16 protein-coding genes are annotated in these 21,221 nt (G+C 68.6%); 15 read left to right on the top strand and 1 reads right to left on the bottom strand.

The genetic code is table 11. The annotated features are described in order from the left end of the window. Nucleotides 1-109 precede the first annotated feature (109 nt). The 10 genes from ACVBEQ_RS25455 (at nucleotide 110) to ACVBEQ_RS25410 (ending at nucleotide 12,312) form a co-directional block, all read left to right on the top strand. Nucleotides 110-2,590 carry a PEP/pyruvate-binding domain-containing protein gene (locus ACVBEQ_RS25455; protein ID WP_447156236.1) on the top strand — a complete coding sequence of 827 codons (2,481 nt, stop codon included), beginning with the start codon at nucleotides 110-112 and terminating at the stop codon, nucleotides 2,588-2,590. A gap of 22 nt (nucleotides 2,591-2,612) precedes the next feature. Beyond that, nucleotides 2,613-3,206, top strand: coding sequence for a TetR/AcrR family transcriptional regulator (locus tag ACVBEQ_RS25450; protein WP_447156235.1), 594 nt, complete (start codon nucleotides 2,613-2,615; stop codon nucleotides 3,204-3,206). Nucleotides 3,207-3,263: 57 nt separating this feature from the next. Then, the gene (locus ACVBEQ_RS25445) at nucleotides 3,264-4,487 is read left to right on the top strand and encodes a mannosyltransferase (protein WP_447156234.1); all 1,224 of its coding nucleotides are present in this window, start codon (nucleotides 3,264-3,266) and stop codon (nucleotides 4,485-4,487) included. A gap of 152 nt (nucleotides 4,488-4,639) precedes the next feature. Beyond that, entirely contained in the window at nucleotides 4,640-5,743 is a 1,104-nt protein-coding gene (locus tag ACVBEQ_RS25440; protein ID WP_447156233.1) for a thiamine ABC transporter substrate-binding protein, read from the top strand. A gap of 45 nt (nucleotides 5,744-5,788) precedes the next feature. Next, a complete protein-coding gene (locus ACVBEQ_RS25435; RefSeq protein ID WP_447156232.1) occupies nucleotides 5,789-7,498 on the top strand; it encodes an ABC transporter permease in 1,710 nt (569 codons plus the stop codon). Nucleotides 7,499-7,500: 2 nt separating this feature from the next. Further along, complete coding sequence (locus ACVBEQ_RS25430) at nucleotides 7,501-8,529, top strand: ABC transporter ATP-binding protein (RefSeq protein ID WP_447156231.1); 1,029 nt, start codon at nucleotides 7,501-7,503, stop codon at nucleotides 8,527-8,529. Nucleotides 8,530-8,584: 55 nt separating this feature from the next. Continuing rightward, a complete protein-coding gene (locus ACVBEQ_RS25425; protein WP_447156230.1) occupies nucleotides 8,585-9,445 on the top strand; it encodes a (deoxy)nucleoside triphosphate pyrophosphohydrolase in 861 nt (286 codons plus the stop codon). Nucleotides 9,446-9,630: 185 nt separating this feature from the next. After that, nucleotides 9,631-10,530 (top strand): ABC transporter substrate-binding protein, encoded by a 900-nt coding sequence (locus tag ACVBEQ_RS25420; protein WP_447156229.1) that lies wholly within the window; start codon nucleotides 9,631-9,633, stop codon nucleotides 10,528-10,530. 85 nt (nucleotides 10,531-10,615) lie between these two features. Further along, the gene (locus ACVBEQ_RS25415) at nucleotides 10,616-11,410 is read left to right on the top strand and encodes an amino acid ABC transporter permease (protein WP_447156228.1); all 795 of its coding nucleotides are present in this window, start codon (nucleotides 10,616-10,618) and stop codon (nucleotides 11,408-11,410) included. A gap of 5 nt (nucleotides 11,411-11,415) precedes the next feature. Then, nucleotides 11,416-12,312 carry an amino acid ABC transporter ATP-binding protein gene (locus ACVBEQ_RS25410; protein WP_447156227.1) on the top strand — a complete coding sequence of 299 codons (897 nt, stop codon included), beginning with the start codon at nucleotides 11,416-11,418 and terminating at the stop codon, nucleotides 12,310-12,312. 21 nt (nucleotides 12,313-12,333) lie between these two features. Here the strand turns inward: ACVBEQ_RS25410 and ACVBEQ_RS25405 are convergent, their stop codons facing one another. After that, nucleotides 12,334-12,486 (bottom strand): hypothetical protein, encoded by a 153-nt coding sequence (locus ACVBEQ_RS25405; protein ID WP_447156226.1) that lies wholly within the window; start codon nucleotides 12,484-12,486, stop codon nucleotides 12,334-12,336. A gap of 192 nt (nucleotides 12,487-12,678) precedes the next feature. On the opposite strand from ACVBEQ_RS25405, the gene typA reads away from it, so the two are divergent. The 5 genes from typA (at nucleotide 12,679) to ACVBEQ_RS25380 (ending at nucleotide 21,221) form a co-directional block, all read left to right on the top strand. Then, complete coding sequence (gene typA / locus ACVBEQ_RS25400; RefSeq protein ID WP_447156237.1) at nucleotides 12,679-14,511, top strand: translational GTPase TypA; 1,833 nt, start codon at nucleotides 12,679-12,681, stop codon at nucleotides 14,509-14,511. Nucleotides 14,512-14,608: 97 nt separating this feature from the next. Further along, on the top strand, nucleotides 14,609-16,432 hold the full coding sequence (locus ACVBEQ_RS25395) for an ABC transporter substrate-binding protein (protein WP_447156225.1): 1,824 nt from the start codon (nucleotides 14,609-14,611) through the stop codon (nucleotides 16,430-16,432). A gap of 222 nt (nucleotides 16,433-16,654) precedes the next feature. Further along, the gene (locus ACVBEQ_RS25390) at nucleotides 16,655-18,496 is read left to right on the top strand and encodes an ABC transporter family substrate-binding protein (protein ID WP_447156224.1); all 1,842 of its coding nucleotides are present in this window, start codon (nucleotides 16,655-16,657) and stop codon (nucleotides 18,494-18,496) included. Between the two features lie 98 nt (nucleotides 18,497-18,594). Further along, on the top strand, nucleotides 18,595-20,133 hold the full coding sequence (locus tag ACVBEQ_RS25385; protein ID WP_447156223.1) for an ABC transporter permease: 1,539 nt from the start codon (nucleotides 18,595-18,597) through the stop codon (nucleotides 20,131-20,133). Next, the gene (locus ACVBEQ_RS25380) at nucleotides 20,133-21,221 is read left to right on the top strand and encodes an ABC transporter permease (RefSeq protein ID WP_447156222.1); all 1,089 of its coding nucleotides are present in this window, start codon (nucleotides 20,133-20,135) and stop codon (nucleotides 21,219-21,221) included. The genes ACVBEQ_RS25385 and ACVBEQ_RS25380 overlap by 1 nt, the downstream gene beginning before the upstream one ends.

Below are 21,221 nucleotides of genomic sequence, written 5' to 3'. Positions count from 1 at the left end.
CCGACTCAGCCCACGGTTGCCGAGTACCACGGACAAGCACGAATCGATCTGCCGGCCAAATAAAGTACGCTCCGTTCTCTATTGCTCCTTCGGGGAAGGGTGGGCCGCCATGTCGACTCGACTCGTTGATGGACGCCCGGCACCGGTGCCCACGGTGGTGACGCTGGCCGAGGTCGGAGCGTCCGACATCGGTGTCGCGGGCGGGAAGGGCGCCAACCTCGGCGAGCTTCTGCGGGCCGGCTTCCGGGTGCCGGACGGCTTCGTCATCACGACCGCCGCTTATTCCGCCGCGTTACAGGCCGCCCCCCGGGCGTCATCCCCGAAGCCTGCACCCGGGTCGCAGGCGCCCGACGTATCCGACGCGCTACGAGCCGACATCACGGCCGCGTACCGGCGGTTGGGTTCGGGTGCGGTTGCCGTCCGCTCCAGTGCCACGGCGGAGGACCTGCCCGGTGCGACATTCGCCGGTCAGCAGGAGACCTACCTCAACGTCGTGGGCGAGGACTCGCTCCTGGAGGCGGTCCGTGCCTGCTGGGCCTCGCTGTGGGGGGAGCGAGCAGTCTCGTACCGAAAACGGTTGGGCGTCAACGCCGATGAGGTGCTGATAGCGGTGGTCGTCCAGCGGATGGTCCCGGCCGAGGTCGCCGGCGTTCTGTTCACGGCGAACCCCCTGACAGGCCGCCGCGATCAGATGGTCATCGACGCCAGCGCCGGGTTGGGCGAGTCGGTGGTGTCCGGCCTGGTGTCCCCGGACCACTTCCTCGTGAACGCGGACGGCCGCCTGGCGGACTGGTCGTGCGGCGGCCAGGAGGTGGTCGTCACCGCTGCTGAAGGCGGCGGCACGACGCATGAGGCCGGTTCCACCACAACAGAACCCGTTCTCGACCCGAGACAGCTCGGTGAACTGGCGGCGCTCGGCCGACGCGCCGTCGAGCTGTTCGGCCGGCCGCAGGACATCGAGTGGGCAACGGCGGGCGACGACCTCTGGGTTCTTCAGTCCCGTCCCATGACGGCGTTGCCGCCCGCTCCGTTCCGGCTCAACCCATTGCAGCGCAAGGTCGGCCCGTTCTTCACCGAGATGTTCCAGCAGCGACCGTACCCACTCGACGTGTCCGGCTGGCTGCGGTATGGCATCGAGGACATGCTGGTGCGGATGGCGGGCAGTGTCGGCGTCGCCTTTCCTCCAGTGTCGACTGTGCTGCCGGAAGAGGACGGGGTCGTCGTCAGACTGGTGCCACCGGTTCCCCGCCCGACCCGCCGGGTCGTCATGGCGCCATTGTCGATTCGCCGCCGTGTTCGCAGGTTCGACGCCGCGAGATGGACCGCTGACGAGAGATTCACCGAGTTCCAAGCGCTCGTCGACGATCTCAACACGGTTGACACCGCGAGCCTGACCTGGCCCGAGCTGCTCGAGATGATCCGGCGCACCTTCGCCGGCATGGGCCTCATCACCGAGTTGCGCGTTTCCTACCTGCCGTCGGCCTTCGTCCCGCTGCTGCGGCTGCGCCTGTGGCTGGTGGTGCTGGGTCGCCTGCGGCTCGCTCCGGCGCTGGTGGCGGGCGCCGAAACCCGCACCACGCAGGCGAACCGGGCCCTGACTGAGCTCGCTGCGGGAGTTCTCGCGGACGCTCGACTGCGCCGGCTGTTCGAGGAACTGGAACCTGCCCAGCTTCTCGAACAAATACACGCTGACGACTCATTCGCGCAGTGGCGCTCCGCCTTCAACGGCTTTCTGGCGGAGTACGGGCATCGCGAATCGGTGAGCGTGGCCCTGAGTAGCTCGCCGACCTGGTCCGAAGCTCCCGAACTCGTGTTGGGCATCATCAGAGCGCTGCTCGACGACCGGCCGCCGGAGACCCGTCAGACCGATGATGCCGTCGCGGAACTCACGACCCACCCGGCCCTGCGCGTTCGCCGGCTACGGGGCCGCGTGCTTTCGGCAGTACATGCGTCGAGAGTCGGAATGGGGCTGCGCGAGGACACACACTTCTACGCCACGATGATGATCCCGCCGCTGCGCCGAGCAATTCTCGAACTCGGCGCACGACTGCATCGCATCGAGGTTCTGGCCGAGGCCGGGGATGTCTTCCATCTGCGCCTGGAAGAACTCAATGCGGTCGGTGACCCTGATGCGTTGCCGGTCGACGAGCGAGAGCGGCTGCGGAGGAGGGTTATTGCCCGCGCGGCGATGCGGGAGGAATTGGCACACTTTCCCCTGCTGGATCCCGACCTGCTGTTCGCGCATCGGCCCACCGTGGACGGTGTGCTGCTCAGCGGTGTCGGTGCCAGCCGTGGGGTCGCGACCGGCGAGGTCAGCGTCGTCCACCGGCCGGCGGAATTCGGGAAGCTCCGCAGCGGCCAGATCCTCGTCTGCCCGTACACCAACCCGTCCTGGACACCCCTGTTCCTGCGCGCGGCCGCCGTCGTCGTCGACGCCGGTGGGCTCGGGTCGCATGCTGCGATCGTTGCGCGGGAGTACGGCATCCCGGCCGTGATGGGCACCCGCAACGGGACCAACGCCCTGATCGACGGCCAACGGGTCACCGTCGACGGTGGCCGGGGCATTGTCACGGCCGGCGTCGGTGGCTGATCCGGGCGTGGCCGATCCGGACATGGCTGACCTGGACCACCGCACGCTTCCCCGACGGCGGGGGGCGGCGCTGCACGATGCCATTCTCGAGGCCACGCTCGCCGAGATCGCCGAGAAAGGTTACGCAGCTCTGACAATGGAGCAGGTCGCGGACCGCGCCGGAGCCAGCAAGGCCTCGCTGTACCGGCGCTGGCCGGATGTCACCCAGCTCGCGCTGGCAGCCGCGTATCACGCCATGCCGCAGCCCGCCGGCGTGCCCGACACCGGAAACCTTCGCGCGGATCTGCTGGCCGTTCTCCGGCAGGTGCGCGATCAGTTGGCGGGTGCCGCGGGTCTGGCCATCCGTGGTGTTCTCGGCGCAGGCCTGCGGGATCCGGCGGTGGCCGCGCAGGTCCGGACGCGCAGCCGCGGCAACACGACGGCAATGATGCGCGAGATCGTGACCCGAGCCCAGGCGCGGGGGGAGTGCGATCCTGCGGCGGTCAGCGAGCGTCGCCTCGAGGCCGGTCCGGCCCTGCTCCGGCAACGGTTCATCTTCGGCGACGGCGTGATCGACGACGCCTACCTCCGCGAGGTCGTCGATGAGGTGATCCTGCCGCTCCTGATGCGGTCGTGACCCTACGATCATCGGTCAGGGCCTACCGCGGGCCGCCGGTGTGGAGGTTCGTTCGTCGTGCTCGCAGGCCTGCAGAAGTTCGTCGCATCGTCCTGGGCTCCGTGGGCGCTGTTGGGTCTGACGGGCGTGCTGCACGTGCTGGCGACCCTGGCCGGCGGCGACCCGTTCCTGATGGTCGACCTGGCGGTGTACGTCGACGGCGCCCGGCACCTGGCCGACGGGACGCTGTACGACTTCTTCTCCGAGCCGCTGCACCTGCCGTTCACCTACCCACCGTTCTCGGCGATCATCTTCACCCCGATGACGTGGCTGCCGTGGACGGTGCTCCGGGTGCTCTGGCAGCTCGCGTCCTTCGGGGCGATGGCGGTGATGGCGTACTGCACGCTGAGACTGCTCGGCCGGGCCGGACCCGGCGCACCGAGGCCGCTGGAACACGTCCGCGGGATCGTCGTCACGATCACGGCGCTCGGTCTCTGGCTCGAGCCGGTGCGGACGACGTTCAACTACGGACAGATCAATCTCTTCCTCTGCGCGCTGCTGCTCGCCGGTGCCGTCGCGGGTAAGGAGTGGCTGGCGGGTGCTTCCGTCGGTCTCGCGGCCGGGATCAAGCTGACCCCGGCGATCACCGGGCTGTACTACCTGCTGCAGAAGCGCTGGTCGGCCGTCGTCTGGTCGGTCGTGTTCTTCGCGCTCACCGTCGCCGCCGGCGCCGCGCTGCTTCCCGACGAGACGTGGCGCTTCTTCACCAAGCTGATCTTCGACCCGGCCCGCACCGGCCCGGTCTGGTCCGCGATCAACCAGTCCCTGCGCGGTGCTATCGCACGGGCGGCCGGCGAGGACCTGACCTCGGTGTGGCTGGTGGCGGCCGCCGCCGCTGCGGTGTTCGGGGTCTGGACGACCTGGGTCTGCCTGCGGGCGGGCGACCGTGCGGCGGCCCTGCTGGCGGTCCAGTTCACCGGACTGTTGCTGTCGCCGATTTCCTGGTCACACCACTGGGTCTGGGTGCTGCCGTTCCTGCTGTGGTGCCTGTTCGGTCCGCGGCAACGGGTCCCCGCCGTCCGGGTGATGGCCATCGCCTGGCTGGTCGCGACCTGCAGCTACGTCGTCAGCATCCTGATCGCCCAGCAGTACATCGACCAGCCGGCCTCCAGGCCGCTGTGGCAGTCCGGTCTGGGGGTCATCTACCCGCTGCTCGGGGTGCTCACCCTCGCGTTGTTCGCCGTCGTCAGCATCCGGGTGACGGCGACCCCGTCGACGTCCGGAACCTCTGCCGCGTCGTAGACTGGTCCGCGACACGGGAGTCCGGTGCGCCGGGCTGAGAGCGGGACACGAAGTCCTGGACCGTCGAACCTGATCCGGATCATGCCGGCGCAGGAACGTCCTCTCCTTCGAAGACCCCGTGCCTGACACCGCGGAAGCGGGAGGGGCACCCGATGAACAGAACAGCACGCATCAGATCGATGGCCACCGTGGCGGTGTTCGCGCTGACCGTGGCCGGTTGCTCGAGCTCGAACGATTCGACCGCGGCACCGTCCACCGCGGCCGGGTCGTCGTCCGCAGCCGCATCCCCGGCCGCGAGCACGGCGGTCACGCTGGTCACTCACGATTCCTTCGTCGTCGACGAGGACATGCTCGCCGAGTTCGAGAAGTCCTCCGGCCTGGACGTCACCGTGCTCGCCCAGGGCGATGCCGGTGCGATGGTCAACCAACTGCTGCTGACGGCCGGAAACCCCTTGGGCGACGCGGTCTTCGGCATCGACAACACCTTCGCATCCAGGGCGCTGGATGCCGGACTGCTCGCCCCGTACACCTCACCCGCGGCCACCGGCGGCGCCGACGACTACAAGCTCGACGACCGGTTGACGGCTGTCGACTACGGGGATGTCTGCGTCAATGTGGACCACGGATGGTTCGCGGACAAGGGCCTGACCGAGCCGGCGACGTTCGAGGACCTGGCCAAGCCCGAATACAAGGACCTGCTGGTCGTCGAGTCGCCGGCGACGTCATCCCCGGGGCTGGCCTTCCTGCTCGGCACCAGCGCCCATTTCGGCGCGGAGGGTTGGCAGCCGTACTGGACCCAGCTCAAGGACAACGGCGTCAAGGTGACCGCCGGCTGGACCGACGCCTACACCGTCGATTTCTCCGGCTCGTCCGGCAAGGGGGACCGGCCACTGGTGGTCTCGTATGCATCGTCGCCGCCGTCCGAGGTCCCCGCCGACGCCGCACCGGGCGCGAAGGCGCCGACCGGTGCCCTGCTGGACACCTGTTTCCGGCAGGTCGAGTACGCCGGCGTGCTGGAGGGGGCGAAGAACCCTGCGGGGGCGCAGAAGGTGATCGACTTCCTGCTGTCCGAGGACTTCCAGGCCTCCGTGCCGGACGGGATGTACGTCTACCCGGTGGACGCCGCCGTCCCGCTGCCCGCGGCGTGGAAGGCCTACGCCCCAGTCGCCACCGACCCGGCCGAGCTCGACCCGGCAGACATCTCGGCGAACCGGGAAGCCTGGATCTCGTCCTGGTCCGACCTGCTCGAGGGCTGACTCGTGAGCCAGCAGAGATGAGCCCGCAACAGTGAGCCTCCGACAGTGAGCGCCGTTGCCGCGCTACCGGCGAAGCCCCTGTCCCCGGGCATGGGCGCTGCCGGGCGGGCCGCGGGCTGGGTGCTGATCGCGGGCATCCCGATCGCGATGTTCGCACTGTTCTTCTTCTACCCGGTCGCGGTCCTGCTCGGCCGGGGGTTGCTGCCGGCCGGCGTGTTCGACCCGGCCGGGGCGGCGGAGGTCCTCGGCAAGCCGCGGGTGCAACGGCTGGCGATCTTCACGGTGTGGCAGGCGGCGGCATCGGCCGGCCTGGCCGTCGTTCTCGGTATTCCCGGGGCATATGTGTTGTTTCGCTGCACGTTTCGCGGGCGGGCAGCGGTGCGGGCGCTCGTCACGGTGCCCTTCGTGCTGCCGACGATCGTGGTGGCGCTGGCGTTCCGGACCCTGTTCGCCGCTGATGGGCCGCTCGGCGGCTGGGGTTGGGACGGCACGGTGGCCGTCATCCTGGCCGCCCATGTCTTCCTCAACTACGCCGTCGTCGTCCGCACCGTCGGTGCCAGCTGGGCGCACCTCGACGCGCGGCCCTCCGAAGCGGCCCGCAGCCTGGGTGCCGGTCCGGTCCGGGTGTTCCTGACGATCACCCTGCCCGCGCTGCTCCCGGCGATCGCCGCGGCGTTCGTGATGGTGTTCCTGTTCTGCGCCACCAGCTTCGGCATCATGCTGATCCTCGGCGGCGCCAGGTACGGCACCCTGGAAACCGAGATCTACCGGCAGACAGCACAAATCGGCGATCTGCACGCGGCCGCGGTGCTGTCGGTCCTGCAACTGCTGCTGGTGGTGGCCGTGCTCGCGGTCGCCGCGGCCGTTCGCCGGCGCGGCGAGGCCACCCTGCGCCTGCGCGCCGCAGCCGACCTCGCCCGGCCGCTGCGCCGCGGCGACCTGCCCGCGCTCGCGGTGACCGCGGTGGTCGGCCTGCTGCTCATCGCGCCGCTCACCGTGCTGCTCGTCCGCTCCCTGCAGACCCCGTCCGGCTGGGGGCTGGACAACTACCGTGCACTGTCCGGGGTCGGCGAGAACAACGTGCTGATCACCCCGGTCACCTCTGCCATCGGGTACTCGCTCCGCACGGCGTTGCTGGCGGCTGCGGTTGCGGTGGTGGTCGGCGTGCTGCTGTCGGTGGTGCTGGCCCGGCGCCCCCGGCGCCGATTCGCCGGCCGGGCGGTCGGCACGCTCGACGCGCTGGTGATGCTGCCGTTGGGGGTCAGCGCGGTCACGGTGGGCTTCGGTTTCCTGATCGCGCTCGACGCGCCGCCGCTCGACCTGCGCTCCTCGCCGCTGCTCATCCCGATCGCGCAGGCCATGGTGACGACTCCGCTGGTGGTGCGGATGGTGCTGCCGGTGCTGCGGGCGGCGGACGACCGGCTCCGGCAGGCGGCGGCGGTCCTCGGCGCGGGGCCGGTGCGGGTCTGGTGGTCGGTCGACCTGCCCATCATGTCCCGGGCGCTGGCCGGCGCCAGCGCGTTCGCCTTCGCGGTGGCACTGGGCGAGTTCGGTGCGGTGACGTTCATCGCACGCCCCGAGACACCGACCCTGCCAGTGGTGATCGGCAAGCTCATCGCGCGTCCCGGGTCGGTCAATGCCGGCATGGCGCTGGCGGCCGCCGTCGTCCTCGCGCTGCTCTGCGCCACCTCGGTCTTCCTGGTCGACGCGGCGTTCGGCGGCCGCCGCGGCGAACCGGGAATCGGGGGGTTCTGACGATGCTCGACATCGACGAGGTGACCGTCAGCTACGCCGGGGTGCCTGCCGTGCAGGACGTCACCCTGCACCTCCCGGACGGCGATGTGCTCGCTCTGCTGGGCCCGTCCGGCTGCGGGAAATCGACGCTGCTCCGGGCGGTCGCCGGCTTGGAACCTGTTGCGGCAGGAGCGATCCGCTGGGACGGAGCCGACCTCACCGGCGTCCCGGTGCACCGCCGCGGCTTCGGGCTGATGTTCCAGGACGGGGTGCTGTTCCCGCACCGTGACGTCGCGGGCAACATCGCCTACGGCCTGCGACGGGCGGGAGTGCCGCGCCGGGAGATCGACGTCCGGGTCGGTGAGCTGCTCGAACTGGTGGGGCTGCCGGGATACGGCGCGCGGCGGGTCGGCACGCTGTCCGGGGGAGAGGCGCAGCGGGTGGCGCTCGCGCGGGCGCTGGCCCCGCGGCCCCGGCTGCTGTTGCTGGACGAACCGCTGGCCGCGCTGGACAAGTCCCTTCGCGAAAGGCTTCTCGCTGACCTGCGGTCCGTGCTGACCGGGACAGGGACGACGGCGGTGTTCGTCACTCATGATCAGGCCGAGGCCTTCGCGGTCGCCGACGTGCTGGCGGTGATGCGGTCCGGCCGGCTCCGGCAGATGGGCACCGCACGCGAGGTGTGGACCCATCCGGTGGACGACTGGGTGGCCGGCTTCGTGGGCTACACCACCGTGCTGGACGGTCCGGCGATCGCGCGGCTCGGCGCGGCGGTGGGCCCGGGGGACGGCGACCGGCTGGCGTTGCGGCCCGCTGCTCTGGTCCTCGACCCGGCAGGACACATCCCTGGCCGGGCGGTGCTGGTGTCCGGTTCGCCGGACGGCCTGCAACTCACCGTCGCGATCGACGGCGTCGGACCGGTCCAGGCGATCGGCCCGGCCGACGCACGGGTCGGGCCGGGCGAGCTCATCCGGCTGCGCCTGGACCGGGCCGCGACCGCCGTCATCCCGCCGGCGCCCGGAGCCCGGGCGCCGCAGCCGGCCGCGGTGTCCTGAACCCGGGTGTCCTGAACCAGCAACGAGCGCGCCCGGCGTCTCGTAAGCTCCGCCGGTGACGCTGGTGCGGGCGACCGCGGTGATCGATGCCCCGGAACAGGCGGTGCGCCGGGTGCTGCGCCGCGCCGACGTGTGGACCCGGGCGGCACGTGCGGTCGGCGCCCGCGCCGAGGTCGCCGGTGCCGAGGACCCGCGTGCTGCGCTGCGCACCGGCGACGTCGTCCGGGTCCGCTCCGGAACGCTCCGGCGCTCCGACCCCTGGCTGCCGCGCCGGTCGTTGCTGCTGCGGGTCGACCTCGACGACCACGGGCTGCCGGTCTTCTCGTTGACGGCCGGCCCACTGACCCTCTGTACCGTCCGTGTGCAGGCGCACACGCAGGAGGACGGCACCCTCGTCGCCGTCGAGTGCGATGTCGACGCGGCGACGCCGCCGGCCGCCCTGTTGGCCAGGCGCCGTGCCCTCGAGGCGGCGCGGATCCTGCTCGGCATCACCCTGCTGGCAGCTCGCGAGCCACTGGTGGTGGTCGCGGCCGCCGTTGTCGACAACGGAACGGTGCTCGCCGCTCGGCGGTCAAGACCCGCGGAACTGGCCGGGAAGTGGGAGCTGCCCGGCGGAAAGGTCCATCCCGGCGAGACCGAGCGGCAGGCCCTTGTCCGGGAGCTGGCCGAGGAACTGGGCATCGCGGTCACCGTCGGCGACCGGATCGGCGGCGACGTGGACCTGGGCGGCAACGCCGTGCTCAGGTGTTTCTGGGCCCGGATGACCCCCGAGATGACCGCCGGGAGCGTTCGGCCGACCGAGCACGACGAGGTCCGCTGGCTGCCGCAGGACCGGTTAACCGAGGTGGAATGGCTGCCCGCGGACGCCGCTCTGCTCGTGCCTCTCCGGGAGCTTCTGCAGGACCGAAAGCGATAAGGTCCGCCCCGCAGCGAACCATTGGGATTGCAGTCGTTGCATCTTCGTCACATTGGCGGAACAAACGACGTGGCAGTATGCCTCGGATGCAGTAATGCGCGGGTCGCCGACCCGGTAACCCGTTCCACGCCTCACTGGGAGTCATTGTGAAAGACAGCCCTCGACGTTCGGTTCGACTGGCACTGGTGGCATCGGCCGCGGTCGGTGCCCTGGTGCTCAGCGCCTGCGGTTCCAGCAGTGATTCCGGCAGCTCCAGCAGCAGCTCAGCGGCCCCGGCGGCCTCCGGTGCCTCCGGTTCCGCCGCACCCGCGTCGGGCAGTGCCGACGTCGAAGCCGCCAAGGCGGCGCTGATCGAGCCCGGCGCCCTGACCATGTGTACGTCGCTGTCCTACAAGCCCTTCGAGTTCACCGAGGGCGACCAGGTCGTCGGGTTCGACGTCGATCTGGTGGGCTTCGCGGCCAAGCAGATGGGTGTCGAGGTCAAGGTCATCGATACGCCGTTCGAGGGCATCAAGTCCGGCGATGCCATGGCGACCGGCAAGTGCGACCTCGCGGCGGCCGGCATGACGATCAACGCGGAGCGGCAGAAGGTCATCCTGTTCTCGGTGCCGTACTTCGATGCCACCCAGGCGATGGTCGTCGCCGCGGACAATCCCGCGACGACGCTGGCCGACATGAACGGCAAGCGGGTCGCCGGCCAGACCGGCACAACGGGCCTGGAGTACCTGAAGGCCCAGCAGGAGGCCAACGGCTACGAGATCGTCGAGTACGCGGACTTCCCGTCTCAGTCGGATTCGCTGCTGACCGGCCAGGTCGACGCCGCGGTGCAGGACCTGCCCGTGTTCAACCAGTTCGTCAAGGACAACGAGGGCAAGGTCAAGGTTGCGGCGCAGTTCAACACCGGCGAGCAGTACGGCGTCGGGATGAAGCTGGGCGCTGACGCGCTGAAGAGCGTCGTGGACAACGCCATCGAGACCTCGAAGACGGACGGCACCTACGACGAGATCTACGCCAAGTGGATCGGCGGCACCCCGCCGGCCGCCGGCGGCAGTGCGGCGAGCAGCGCGGCTCCGTCGAGCAACTGATCTTCCACGAGCGGTGGCCGGGCATCCGCCCGGCCACCGCCCGGGGCCACCTTGACAGTCCTGTTGCGCACCCCAGGGAGATTCGATGGCCATGACGCGGCGTGAACGCGCGAAGTACTTCCGTTGGATCCAGTACGCGATCGGTATCGCCATCCTGGTGGTGATCGGATTCCTTGCGGACTGGTCGCAGTTCGCCAAATCGTTCCTGAATGTCGACGTCGCACTCGAGATGTTCCCCGAGGTCCTGACCACGGGCCTGAAGAACACCCTGATCTACACCGTCCTCGCCTTCTGCTTCGGCTTCATCTTCGGCGTGATCATCGCCTTGATGCGGCTGTCGTCGGTCCGCGTCTACCGGGTGCTCGGCGGGGCCTACGTCGAGTTGTTCCGCGGGCTGCCGTCGCTGCTCGTGTTGTTCCTCGTCGCGCTCGGCATCCCGCGTGCGTTCCCCGGCTTCCAGTTTCCCGGTGGCTTCTACGGCCAGGTGACGGTCGGCCTCGGGCTGACCGCCGCCGCGTATATGGCGGAGACCATCCGGGCCGGCATCCAGGCGGTGCCGAAGGGCCAGGTCGAGGCCGCCCGCACCCTGGGCATGTCGCCGGGCCGGACGCTGCGGACGATCGTCCTGCCGCAGGCGTTCCGCATCGTCATTCCGCCGTTGACGAACGAGATCATCCTGCTGGTCAAGGATTCCTCGCTGGTCTACGTCCTCGGGGTGACACTGAGCCAGTACGAGTTGACCAAGTTCAGCCAGAGCAAGGTCGTCGAGTTCGCCAGCTCCACACCGCTGGTGGTGGGTGGTCTGCTGTACCTGGTGATCACCCTGCCGCTGTCGCAGCTCGTCCGCCGACTCGAGATCCGCCACGCAAGGGCCAGGTGAGCACCATGACCGCAGAAACGGTCGACAAGACCGTCCCCGCCATCTCGATCCAGGGCCTGATCAAGTCCTTCGGCCCGATCGAGGTCCTCAAGCACATCAACCTCGACATCTACCCGGGTGAGGTGGTCTGCGTCATCGGGCCGTCCGGTTCGGGGAAGTCGACCCTGCTGCGCTGCGTCAATCTGCTCGAGACGCCGACCGGCGGCAAGGTCTACATCGGCAACGACGAGATGACCCACCCGGACTGCGACCTCGACAAGGTCCGCACGCACATCGGAATGGTCTTCCAGGGCTTCAACCTGTTCCCGCACCTGTCCGTGCTGAACAACCTCACCGTCGCGCAGATCAAGGTGCTCAAGCGGTCGAAGTCCGAGGCGGAGAAGATCGCCAGGGAGAACCTCGAGCGGGTCGGCATGGCGCACAAGGAGGACTCGTTCCCGGCGCAGCTCTCCGGCGGTCAGCAGCAGCGCATCGCCATCGCCCGGTCACTGTCGATGTCGCCCAACCTGATGCTGTTCGACGAGCCGACCTCCGCGCTCGACCCCGAACTGGTCGGCGAGGTGCTCGCCGTGATGAAGGGTCTCGCGGCGGACGGGATGACGATGATGGTCGTCACCCACGAGATGTCCTTCGCCCGCGACGTCGCCGACCGGGTGGTCTTCATGGACGGTGGCTACATCGTCGAGGAGGGCCCGCCCGAAGAGGTCATCGGCAATCCGCAGCACGAACGGACGCAGTCCTTCCTGCGTCGGGTGCTGAACCCGACCGCGGTCCCGCTGGGCGACGAGTTCCCTGCCCCGCTGGCCGAGATGCCGACCACGACCCGGCAGCCCGTTGAGGACCCGATCGACTCCGACCTGCGGCCGATGCCCGGATTCCCCGGAATCCAGAAGGCGGACTGACCCGAGCGGTCAGGAACAGCGTCAGGGTGCGTGCGGATCGGTGCGCTCGAGGTCGGCGAGGCTCTCCTCCGGCCGCGGCGGGATGTTCTCGTCGTCCTCGAGCACCCGCAGCGGCAGGTCCGGCAGGCCGTCCGGACCGACCGGGAACTCGGCGTCGGATCGGGGTTGCGTCATCAGGTCTCCTTGACAGCGGACGGCAGGCGGATCAGCAGAATGTAATGGACGACACCGGCCGATCAGTCGCTTCGAGATCGGGTGCCCGCGCGCCCCGGTAGACTCGGAGGGCTGCACTGCGCCGGTGATGCCGGGTGGGTGGCCATTTCACACCCGAACCCGAGGAGTACCTACGTCGTGGCTGTTCGTTCTATGCGTTCCGATTTGCGCAATGTCGCCATTGTGGCGCACGTCGATCATGGTAAGACCACCCTTGTCGACGCCATGCTCTGGCAGTCCGGCGCGTTCAGGGCGGGCTCGGCCGTCACCGATCGGGTGATGGACTCGGGCGACCTGGAGCGCGAGAAGGGCATCACCATCCTCGCCAAGAACACCGCGGTGCGGCGGGGCGACATGGTCATCAACATCGTCGACACCCCCGGCCACGCCGACTTCGGCGGCGAGGTCGAGCGGGCGCTGATGATGGTTGACGGCGTGGTGCTGCTGGTCGATGCCTCCGAGGGGCCGCTGCCGCAGACCCGTTTCGTGCTGCGCAAGGCCCTCGAGGCACGGCTCCCGGTCGTTCTGGTGATCAACAAGACCGACCGCCCCGACGCCCGGATCGACGAGGTGGTCGACGAGACGTACTCGCTGTTCCTGGACCTGGACGCCGACGACGAGCAGATCGAGTTCCCGATCGTCTACTGCGCCTCCCGCGCCGGCCGGGCGTCGCTGAACAAGCCGGGCAACGGCGAGATGCCGGACTCGGAGAACCTCGACCCGCTGTTCGACACCCTGCTGGAGTCGATCCCGGCACCGGTCTACACCGAGGGCGCGCCGCTGCAGGCGCAGGTCACCAACATCGACGCCTCCCCGTTCCTGGGCCGGATCGGGATGTGCCGGATCATCGAGGGCACGATCCGCAAGGGTCAGCAGGTCGTCTGGATCCGCCAGGACGGCAGCGTCCAGCGCACCAAGATCACCGAGCTGCTGATGACCGAGGCCCTCGACCGGGTCCCGGTCGAGTCGGCCACCGCCGGCGACCTGATCGCCGTCGCGGGCATCGCGGACATCACCATCGGCGAGACGCTCGCCGATCCGGAGAACCCGGTCGCACTGCCGCCGATCCACGTCGACGAGCCCGCGATCTCGATGACCGTCGGCATCAACACCTCCCCGCTGGCCGGCAAGGACGGCGGCACCAAGCTGACCGCCCGGCAGGTGAAGAACCGGCTCGACGCCGAACTCGTCGGCAACGTCTCGATCAGGGTGCTGAACACCGAACGCCCGGACACCTGGGAAGTGCAGGGCCGCGGCGAGCTGGCGCTGGCCATCCTGGTGGAGACGATGCGCCGTGAGGGCTTCGAGCTCACCATCGGCAAGCCGCAGGTGGTCACCCGGCTGGTCGACGGCAAGGTGCACGAGCCGTTCGAGCGGCTGACCGTCGACGTCCCCGAGGAGTACCTCGGCGCCGTCACCCAGGTCCTTGCGCTGCGCAAGGGACGTATGGAGGCGATGACGAACCACGGCACCGGCTGGGTGCGGATGGAGTTCCACGTCCCGTCCCGCGGGCTGATCGGTTTCCGCACCGAGTTTTTGACCGACACCAGGGGCACCGGCATCGCGCACCACGTGTTCGACGGCTACGAGCCGTACGCGGGGGAGCTGCGCGGCCGGCCGACCGGTTCGCTGGTGGCCGACCGGTCCGGCAAGGCCACCCCGTTCGCGATGTTCAACCTGCAGGAACGCGGCACCATGCTGGTCCCGCCGACCACCGAGGTCTACGAGGGGATGATCGTCGGCGAGAACTCCCGGTCCGACGACATGGACGTCAACATCACCAAGGAGAAGAAGCTCACCAACATGCGGCAGTCCAGTGGCGACGAGCTCGTTCACCTGGTGCCGCCGCGGTCGCTGTCGCTGGAACAGGCGCTCGAGTTCTGTGCCGACGACGAATGCGTCGAGGTGACGCCGAAGGCCGCGCGGATCCGGAAGGTGGTGCTCGCCGGTACCGACCGGGCCAAGCAGCGGTCGCGCAGCAAGTGACCCGTCGCATGTGAGGTGGTGCATGTGAGGTGGTGCATGTGAGGTGGTGCATGTGAGGTGGTGCAGGTGAGGTGGCGGCGTCCGTAGGGTTGGGTGCGTGCGGCGCGACGGGGCAGGGGTACGTCGGCGGACGGTCCTGCTCGGCGTCGCGCTCGCCGGCCTGCTGACCGTCACCGGCTGCACGCCGCCGGGACTGCCCCCGCCGATCACCCCGTCCGGCCCGCCGGCGACCCCCGGCGCACCGCCGGCGGCCGGAACGGTGGTCGTCGGGCTGGACGGCAGCAACGGTCCGATCCCCGGATTCAACCCGTACTCCATCGCCGACTTCTCGCCCGGCTCGCAGGCGGCCGCCTCCTTGGTGCTGCCGTCGACGTTCGTCATTGCCGCCGACGGCAAGCAGCAGCTCGACACCGACGTGGTCGACGCGGTGGAAGTCAGCTCGACGGAACCGTTCGTCGTCACCTACACCTTGGACCGGAAGGCATCCTGGTCCGACGGCACCCCGGTGACCGCCGAGGACTTCTCCTACCTGCGCGACCAGTTGCTCGTCCAGCCCGGCACCGTCAATCCCGCCGGCTACCAGTTGATCGACGAGATCCGGTCCAGGAATGCCGGCAAGACGGTGGAAGTGCAGTTCTCGCAACCCTTTCCGGATTGGCCGACGCTCTTCTCGCCGCTGCTGCCCAGCCACCTGATGAAGGATTTCCCGGGCGGCTGGGGGGCGGCACTCACCGCCGACATTCCGATCTCGGCGAACCGCTACCGGATGACGTCCTACGACCCGGTGACCGGCCAGATCGCCCTCGCCCGCAACGACAAGTACTGGGCGACCCAGCCCGGACCGGCGGCCGTCGTGCTCCGGCTCGGCGATCCGCCCGATCTGCTGGCGGCTTTCGTCCGCGGCGACGTGCAGGCACTCTGGTTCGCGCCCGACGGAGCGATGGCGGGCGCGCTGGAGGAGGCGGTCCCGCAGGACCGGCGGGTGACGGTGCCGACCGGCGCATCGGTGCAACTGGTGTTCAACGCCGCCGGCGGCCCGACCGCTGATCGCGACGTGCGGACGGCGATCGCGGCCGGCCTCAACCAGGCCGCCGTCACGATCGATCTGACCGACGGCTGGCTGGCCGGCGGCCGAGCGGTGACGTCACAGGTCCAACTGCCGTCCCAGGTGTCATCCGGGCAGGAGTCGAATGGGCCGCCGTCGAACGAACAGCAACGGCCGCCGATCGCCACCGGCGACCCGGCCGTCGCGCAGGCCGCGTTGACCGCAGCCGGCTACACCAGGACCGGTCTGTATGCGACCAGGGACGGCCAGGTGCTGCGGATGACGCTCGGGTACCCGAGCGCCGACCCCCGGTTGGCGGCAGCCGCCGGCACCATCCAGCGGCAGCTCGGGTCGATCGGCATCGAGGTCGACCTCCTCCCCGATGCGACGCCCGATCTCGTCGACACCCGGATGGCAACGGGCGCAGTTGATCTCGCGCTCATCTCGGTCCCGAGAGGGATCTCCGACGCCGCGTCGGCCGCGTCGGGATTCGGCTGCCCGGTCGATACGACACCGTCTGCGGAACCGAGCCCGACCCCGGCGAATCCGGTGCCGTCGACCAGCGCCGCCGCGCCCACAACGACCGTCGATCCGGGATCCGATTCCGGCGCGGGCGAGGCGGCCGTGCCGCGCACCGGCAATCTCTCCGGGTACTGCGAGCCGGCGGTCCAGCTGAATCTGGCGCTGGCCGTCAGCGGCGGCGTACCGGTCGATGTCGTCGACGGCCGGCTCTGGAAAGACCTGCCGGTCTTCCCGCTGCTACAGCAGTCGAGCGTGTTCGCCGTCTCGGACTCACTGCGGTCGGTACTCGATGCCCCGCACGAGGGATGGACCTGGACCGGTCCGCTGAGTGGGCTGTCGGAGTGGCCGGTCTGAGCGTGGACTCGGTGCACGGGTCCGTTTCGCGCGCAATCGGCCCGATCGTATCGAGCTGTCGTTAACCTTGGATCACAATTTCGTACGCCGGTGCTTCGATTCTCCGTCGGTGCTCGTATGGTCTGTCAGTCGGACGCAGGGTGACGAGCGTCGCACCTGATTCCGCCGGTCGGTCGAAGGGGACCGCCCGGGGAGGTCAACGTCCGCCACGAGGAGGATTGAATGAGGAAAACTCGGGCAGTGGGTGGCACTGCCCTGGCAGCCGCGGCCGTCTTGGTGCTGGCGGCGTGTGGTGGCTCTGTCGGCGGTAGCTCGGACACCACTGCGGCGACGACGGCCGGCGGGGCGTCGGGCTCGGAGTCCAGCGCGTCGGGCAGTGCGTCCGAGAGCGCGTCGAGCGGCCCGAAAGCCGACACGATCAACGTCGGCCTCGAGCAGGCGCCCGGTGGATTCAACGGGCTCAGCTCCGCGGCCAACAGCGTCTACTCCGGATACGTCGACAACCTGACCCAGTCGAATTTCGCGACGATCCAGCCGGACGGGACCATCAAGCCGAACACCGAGTTCGGTACGTACGAGAAGACTTCGGACGACCCGCTGACCGTGACGTACACGTTCGACGAGAAGGCTGTCTGGTCGGACGGTGTGCCGATTGACTGTGACGACGCGATGCTCGCCTGGGCCGCGTTGTCGGGTAGCTACCCGACCGGCGATAAGGACGACAGCGGCGCCGAGATCGACCTGTTCACCCCCGCTTCCACCAACGGCTTCTCGCAGGTGAAGAAGCCGACCTGCAAGCCCGGCGAAAAAACCTTCACCTTCGTCTACGACGAGCCGTACGCGGACTGGGAGGCGGTGTTCACCAGTTCGGTGTTCATGCCGGCGCATATTGCAGCCGAGCAGGGCAAGCTCGACTCGGCGGACAACGGTGCGGCGCTGATCGCCGCCATCGACAGCGATGACACGGCGAAACTGAAGCCTGTCGCGGACTTCTGGAGCACCGGCTGGAACTACCAGCCGGACCTGCCGTCCATCCCGGACATCGCACTGCTGCCGACCTCCGGCCCGTACAAGTACGACAACGGGTCGAACGGGACGCTGACCGTCGTCGCGAACGACAAGTGGTGGGGCACCCCGGCCGCCACCCCGACATTCGTCTTCAAGGTCATCAACCCCGAAGAGTGGGTGCAGGCCATGGCCAACGGCGAGATCGACGCCTACGACCCCTCGAACCCGACGCAGGACGTCGTCTCGCAGGTGAAGGCGCTCGGCGACAAGGTCAAGTACGACGTCGGCGAGGGTCTGTCCTTCAGCCACCTGGACTTTGATTCTTCCCCGCAAGGCAAGCTCAAGGACATCAGGGTGCGCCAGGCCTTCCTCAAGTGCATCCCGCGCCAGGAACTGGTCGACAAGTTCGCCAAGCCGGTTTTCCCGGAGGCCCAGATCCTGAACCTGCGCGAATTCCTGCCGGCCCAGAAGGGCTACGACGAGGTGCTGGCCCAGATTCCCGAGGCCACCCAGTACAACGAGGTCGACCTGGCCGGTGCCAAGCAATTGCTGACCGAGGCCGGCGTCAAGCAGCCGTACGACATCCGTATCGTGCGAGCTTCGACCTCTGACCTTCGCGGTCAGCAGGTCGCCGTGATCAAGGGCTCCTGCGATCAGGCGGGCTTCAACATCATCGACCAGCCCGACCCCGACCTGTTTACCACGCTCACCACGCGCGGTACCTGGGATGCTGGCCTGTTCGGCTGGTCGTCCTCCGGCCTGGTCGCTTCCGGTGAATCCATCTACGTCACCGGTGGCAACCAGAATTGGGGCGGTTACAGCGACCCGACCGTCGATAAGGCCTGGAAGGAGGTCGTCCGGACCGTCGACCGCACCAAGGCCGAGGAACTGAAGGTGCCGATGGAGCGGGCGTTGTGGACCAACCCCTACAACGCGACGCTCTACGCGACGCCGAACATGACCGCGCAGGCCTCGACGATCGAGGGTGCCGTCATCAACCCGACGCAGTCCGGTTCCACCTGGAACGCGATGACCTGGACGAAGAGCGCCAGCTAGCAGTGGGAACCGGGTGGCGGCGTCGTCATTGATTGCCTTGGTGACGCCGCCACCCGCACTCCGCATCACACTGCGCACTCGACCTGGAAGGAAGGCCGATGCTGGTCTTCGTGGTGAGACGGCTGGTCGTCTCGTTCTTCATCCTGCTGGCCTCGACGGCCCTGACGTATTTCCTCGTCGCCTATTCGGGCAACCCGCTGCAGGACCTGCTGGAACTCCGCGGGCCGCAGCGCGACGCCAAGATCGCGCAGCGCACGCAGGACCTCAACCTGGACCAACCGGTCTGGGTCCGATACCTGCTCTGGCTGCAGGACGTCGCCCGGTGCATCACGCCGTTCGGCGGCGAGTGCACACTCGGCAGTGACCGCAACGGCGGAGCGGTGCTGCCGCAACTGCAGACGGCGATCGGCTCGACCCTTCGACTGGTGGTCGTCGCGACGATCCTGGCGCTGCTGCTCGGTGTCGTCACCGGCATCGTCACCGCGCTCCGCCAGTACAGCGTCTTCGACTACGGCGTGACATTCGTTGCCTTCCTGTGCTTCTCGCTTCCGGTGTTCTGGATCTCCACGTTGCTCAAGCAGTACGTCGCGATCGATCTGAACACCTGGCTGAACAACCCGGTGATGACCGTCGGCGGGATAGCCCTGCTCTCGGTGGTCGTCGGCCTGCTCTGGGCGTTGATCATCGGCGGCGATCGGCGCCGCGCGTTGACGGTGTTCGGCATCGGCACATTGGCAACCGGCACCGTGATGTACGTGCTGCTGACCACCGACTTCTTCGTCGAGCCCTATTTCGGGATCCTCGGCATCTTCGTCTTCGGCGCCGGTGCCGCGGTGGGCTGGACCGCCCTGTTCGCCGGGCTGCACCACCGCGGCCGGCCCGTGCTGGTGTCGTCACTCGCGACGGTGGTGATCTGCACCGCCATCGCCTTCGCCCTGCAGAGCGTTCTCGCCGACGCGGACTGGCTGATCGTGTTCGCGATCGGCCTGGCATTCATCGCCATCGGGATGGCCGTCGGCTGGTTCCTCGGGAACCCCGCCCGGCGGCTGGCGATGCGGGTCGGTGGGGTCACCGGTTTCACCCTGACGATCCTTGTCGTTGTCGACCAACTGCTGCGGGCCTATCCCGCGCTGTTCGCGGCCACCGGCGGCCGGCCGATCAAGACGACCGGCTCGGCGACGCCGAACCTGAACGCGGACTTCTGGGTGGTCCAGCTGGACTATCTGATGTACCTGATCCTGCCGACGTTCGCGCTGATGCTCGCGTCCTTCGCGCTGTACACCCGCTACACCAGGGCCAGCATGCTCGACGTGATGGGCCAGGACTACGTTCGGACGGCAAGGGCGAAGGGCCTGAACAACCGCACGGTCATCGTCCGGCACGCGTTCCGCAACGCCCTCATCCCGCTCGCCACATTGATGGCGTTCGACTTCGCCGGCATCTTCTCCGGGGCCATCGTCACCGAGACGGTCTTCGGCTGGAGCGGCATGGGCAAGCTGTTCACCACGTCGTTGACCAACATCGACCCCAACCCGGTGATGGCCTTCTTCCTGGTGTCCGCGACCGCGATCGTGTTGTTCAACATGCTCGCCGACATCGCGTACGCCTACCTCGACCCGCGCATCCGATTGGCGTGATGATGGCCCGCGACATCGATTCCGACCCCCAGTCCCATCCTTCTCGGGATTCCGACTCCGAACAGGACGCGGAGCGAACGCCGGCACCGAACGTCCCGGCGACCGAACTCGAGATGGCCACCCTCGTCGGCGTCGACAACGAGCTCGCTGAATCGGGTTTCGGGCCGGGGCCGATCCGGCCGGTCGCCGCGAAAACCGAGTTCCGGATCATCGCCCGGCGCTTCTTCCGCCACAAGGCCGCCCGCGCCGGGTTGATCGTGCTGGCGCTGATCATCCTGCTGGCCTTCAGCTCGATCGGGTTCGGCCCGATCCCCGGCTGGTGGAAGTACGACTACACCGACTTCGAGCGGACGCTGACCAACGGCGGAGCGCCGACGCTGTCGATCTTCCCGCCGGCCTGGGGGGACCATCCGTTCGGCCAGAACAATGAGGGTCGAGACTACTTCGCATTGACAATGCGGGGGCTTCAGCAGTCGTTGATCATCGCCTTCATCGTCGGCATCGTCAGCACGATCATCGGGACCATCATCGGTGCGGTATCCGGCTACTACCGCGGCAGGGTCGAGTCCGTCCTGATGCGTTTCACCGACGTGATGATCACCATCCCGTTGTTGGCGATCGCTGCGGTGATCGCCGGCCAGATCGGCGGGTCGGGCGTCATCGGACTTGCGGTGCTGCTCGGGTTCGTGACCTGGACGTCGCTGGCCCGCATCGTCCGCGGTGAGTTCCTGTCGCTGCGGGAGAAGGAGTTCGTCGACGCCGCGCGTTCCGTCGGGGCCTCCAGTCGGCGGATCATCTTCCGGCACATCCTGCCGAACACCATCGGCGTCATCACGGTCTCCGCGACGCTGGCGATCTCCGGTGCGATCCTGCTCGAGACGGCCCTGAGCTTCCTCAACTTCGGCGTGAAGAGCCCGGACATCTCGTTGGGGTTGCTGTTGCAGCAATACCGGCAGGCGATGGACGTGCGGCCGTATCTGTTCTGGTGGCCCGGTGTGTTCATCGTGCTGATCTCGCTGTCCGTGAACTTCATCGGTGACGGGTTGCGCGATGCGTTCGACCCGCGCCAGAACCGCGCCAAGGCCTGA

Source organism: Nakamurella sp. GG22, from assembly GCF_052976845.2.
The sequence above is the reverse complement of the archived record's forward strand: the minus strand, read 5'-3'. Positions and strand labels throughout refer to the sequence as shown.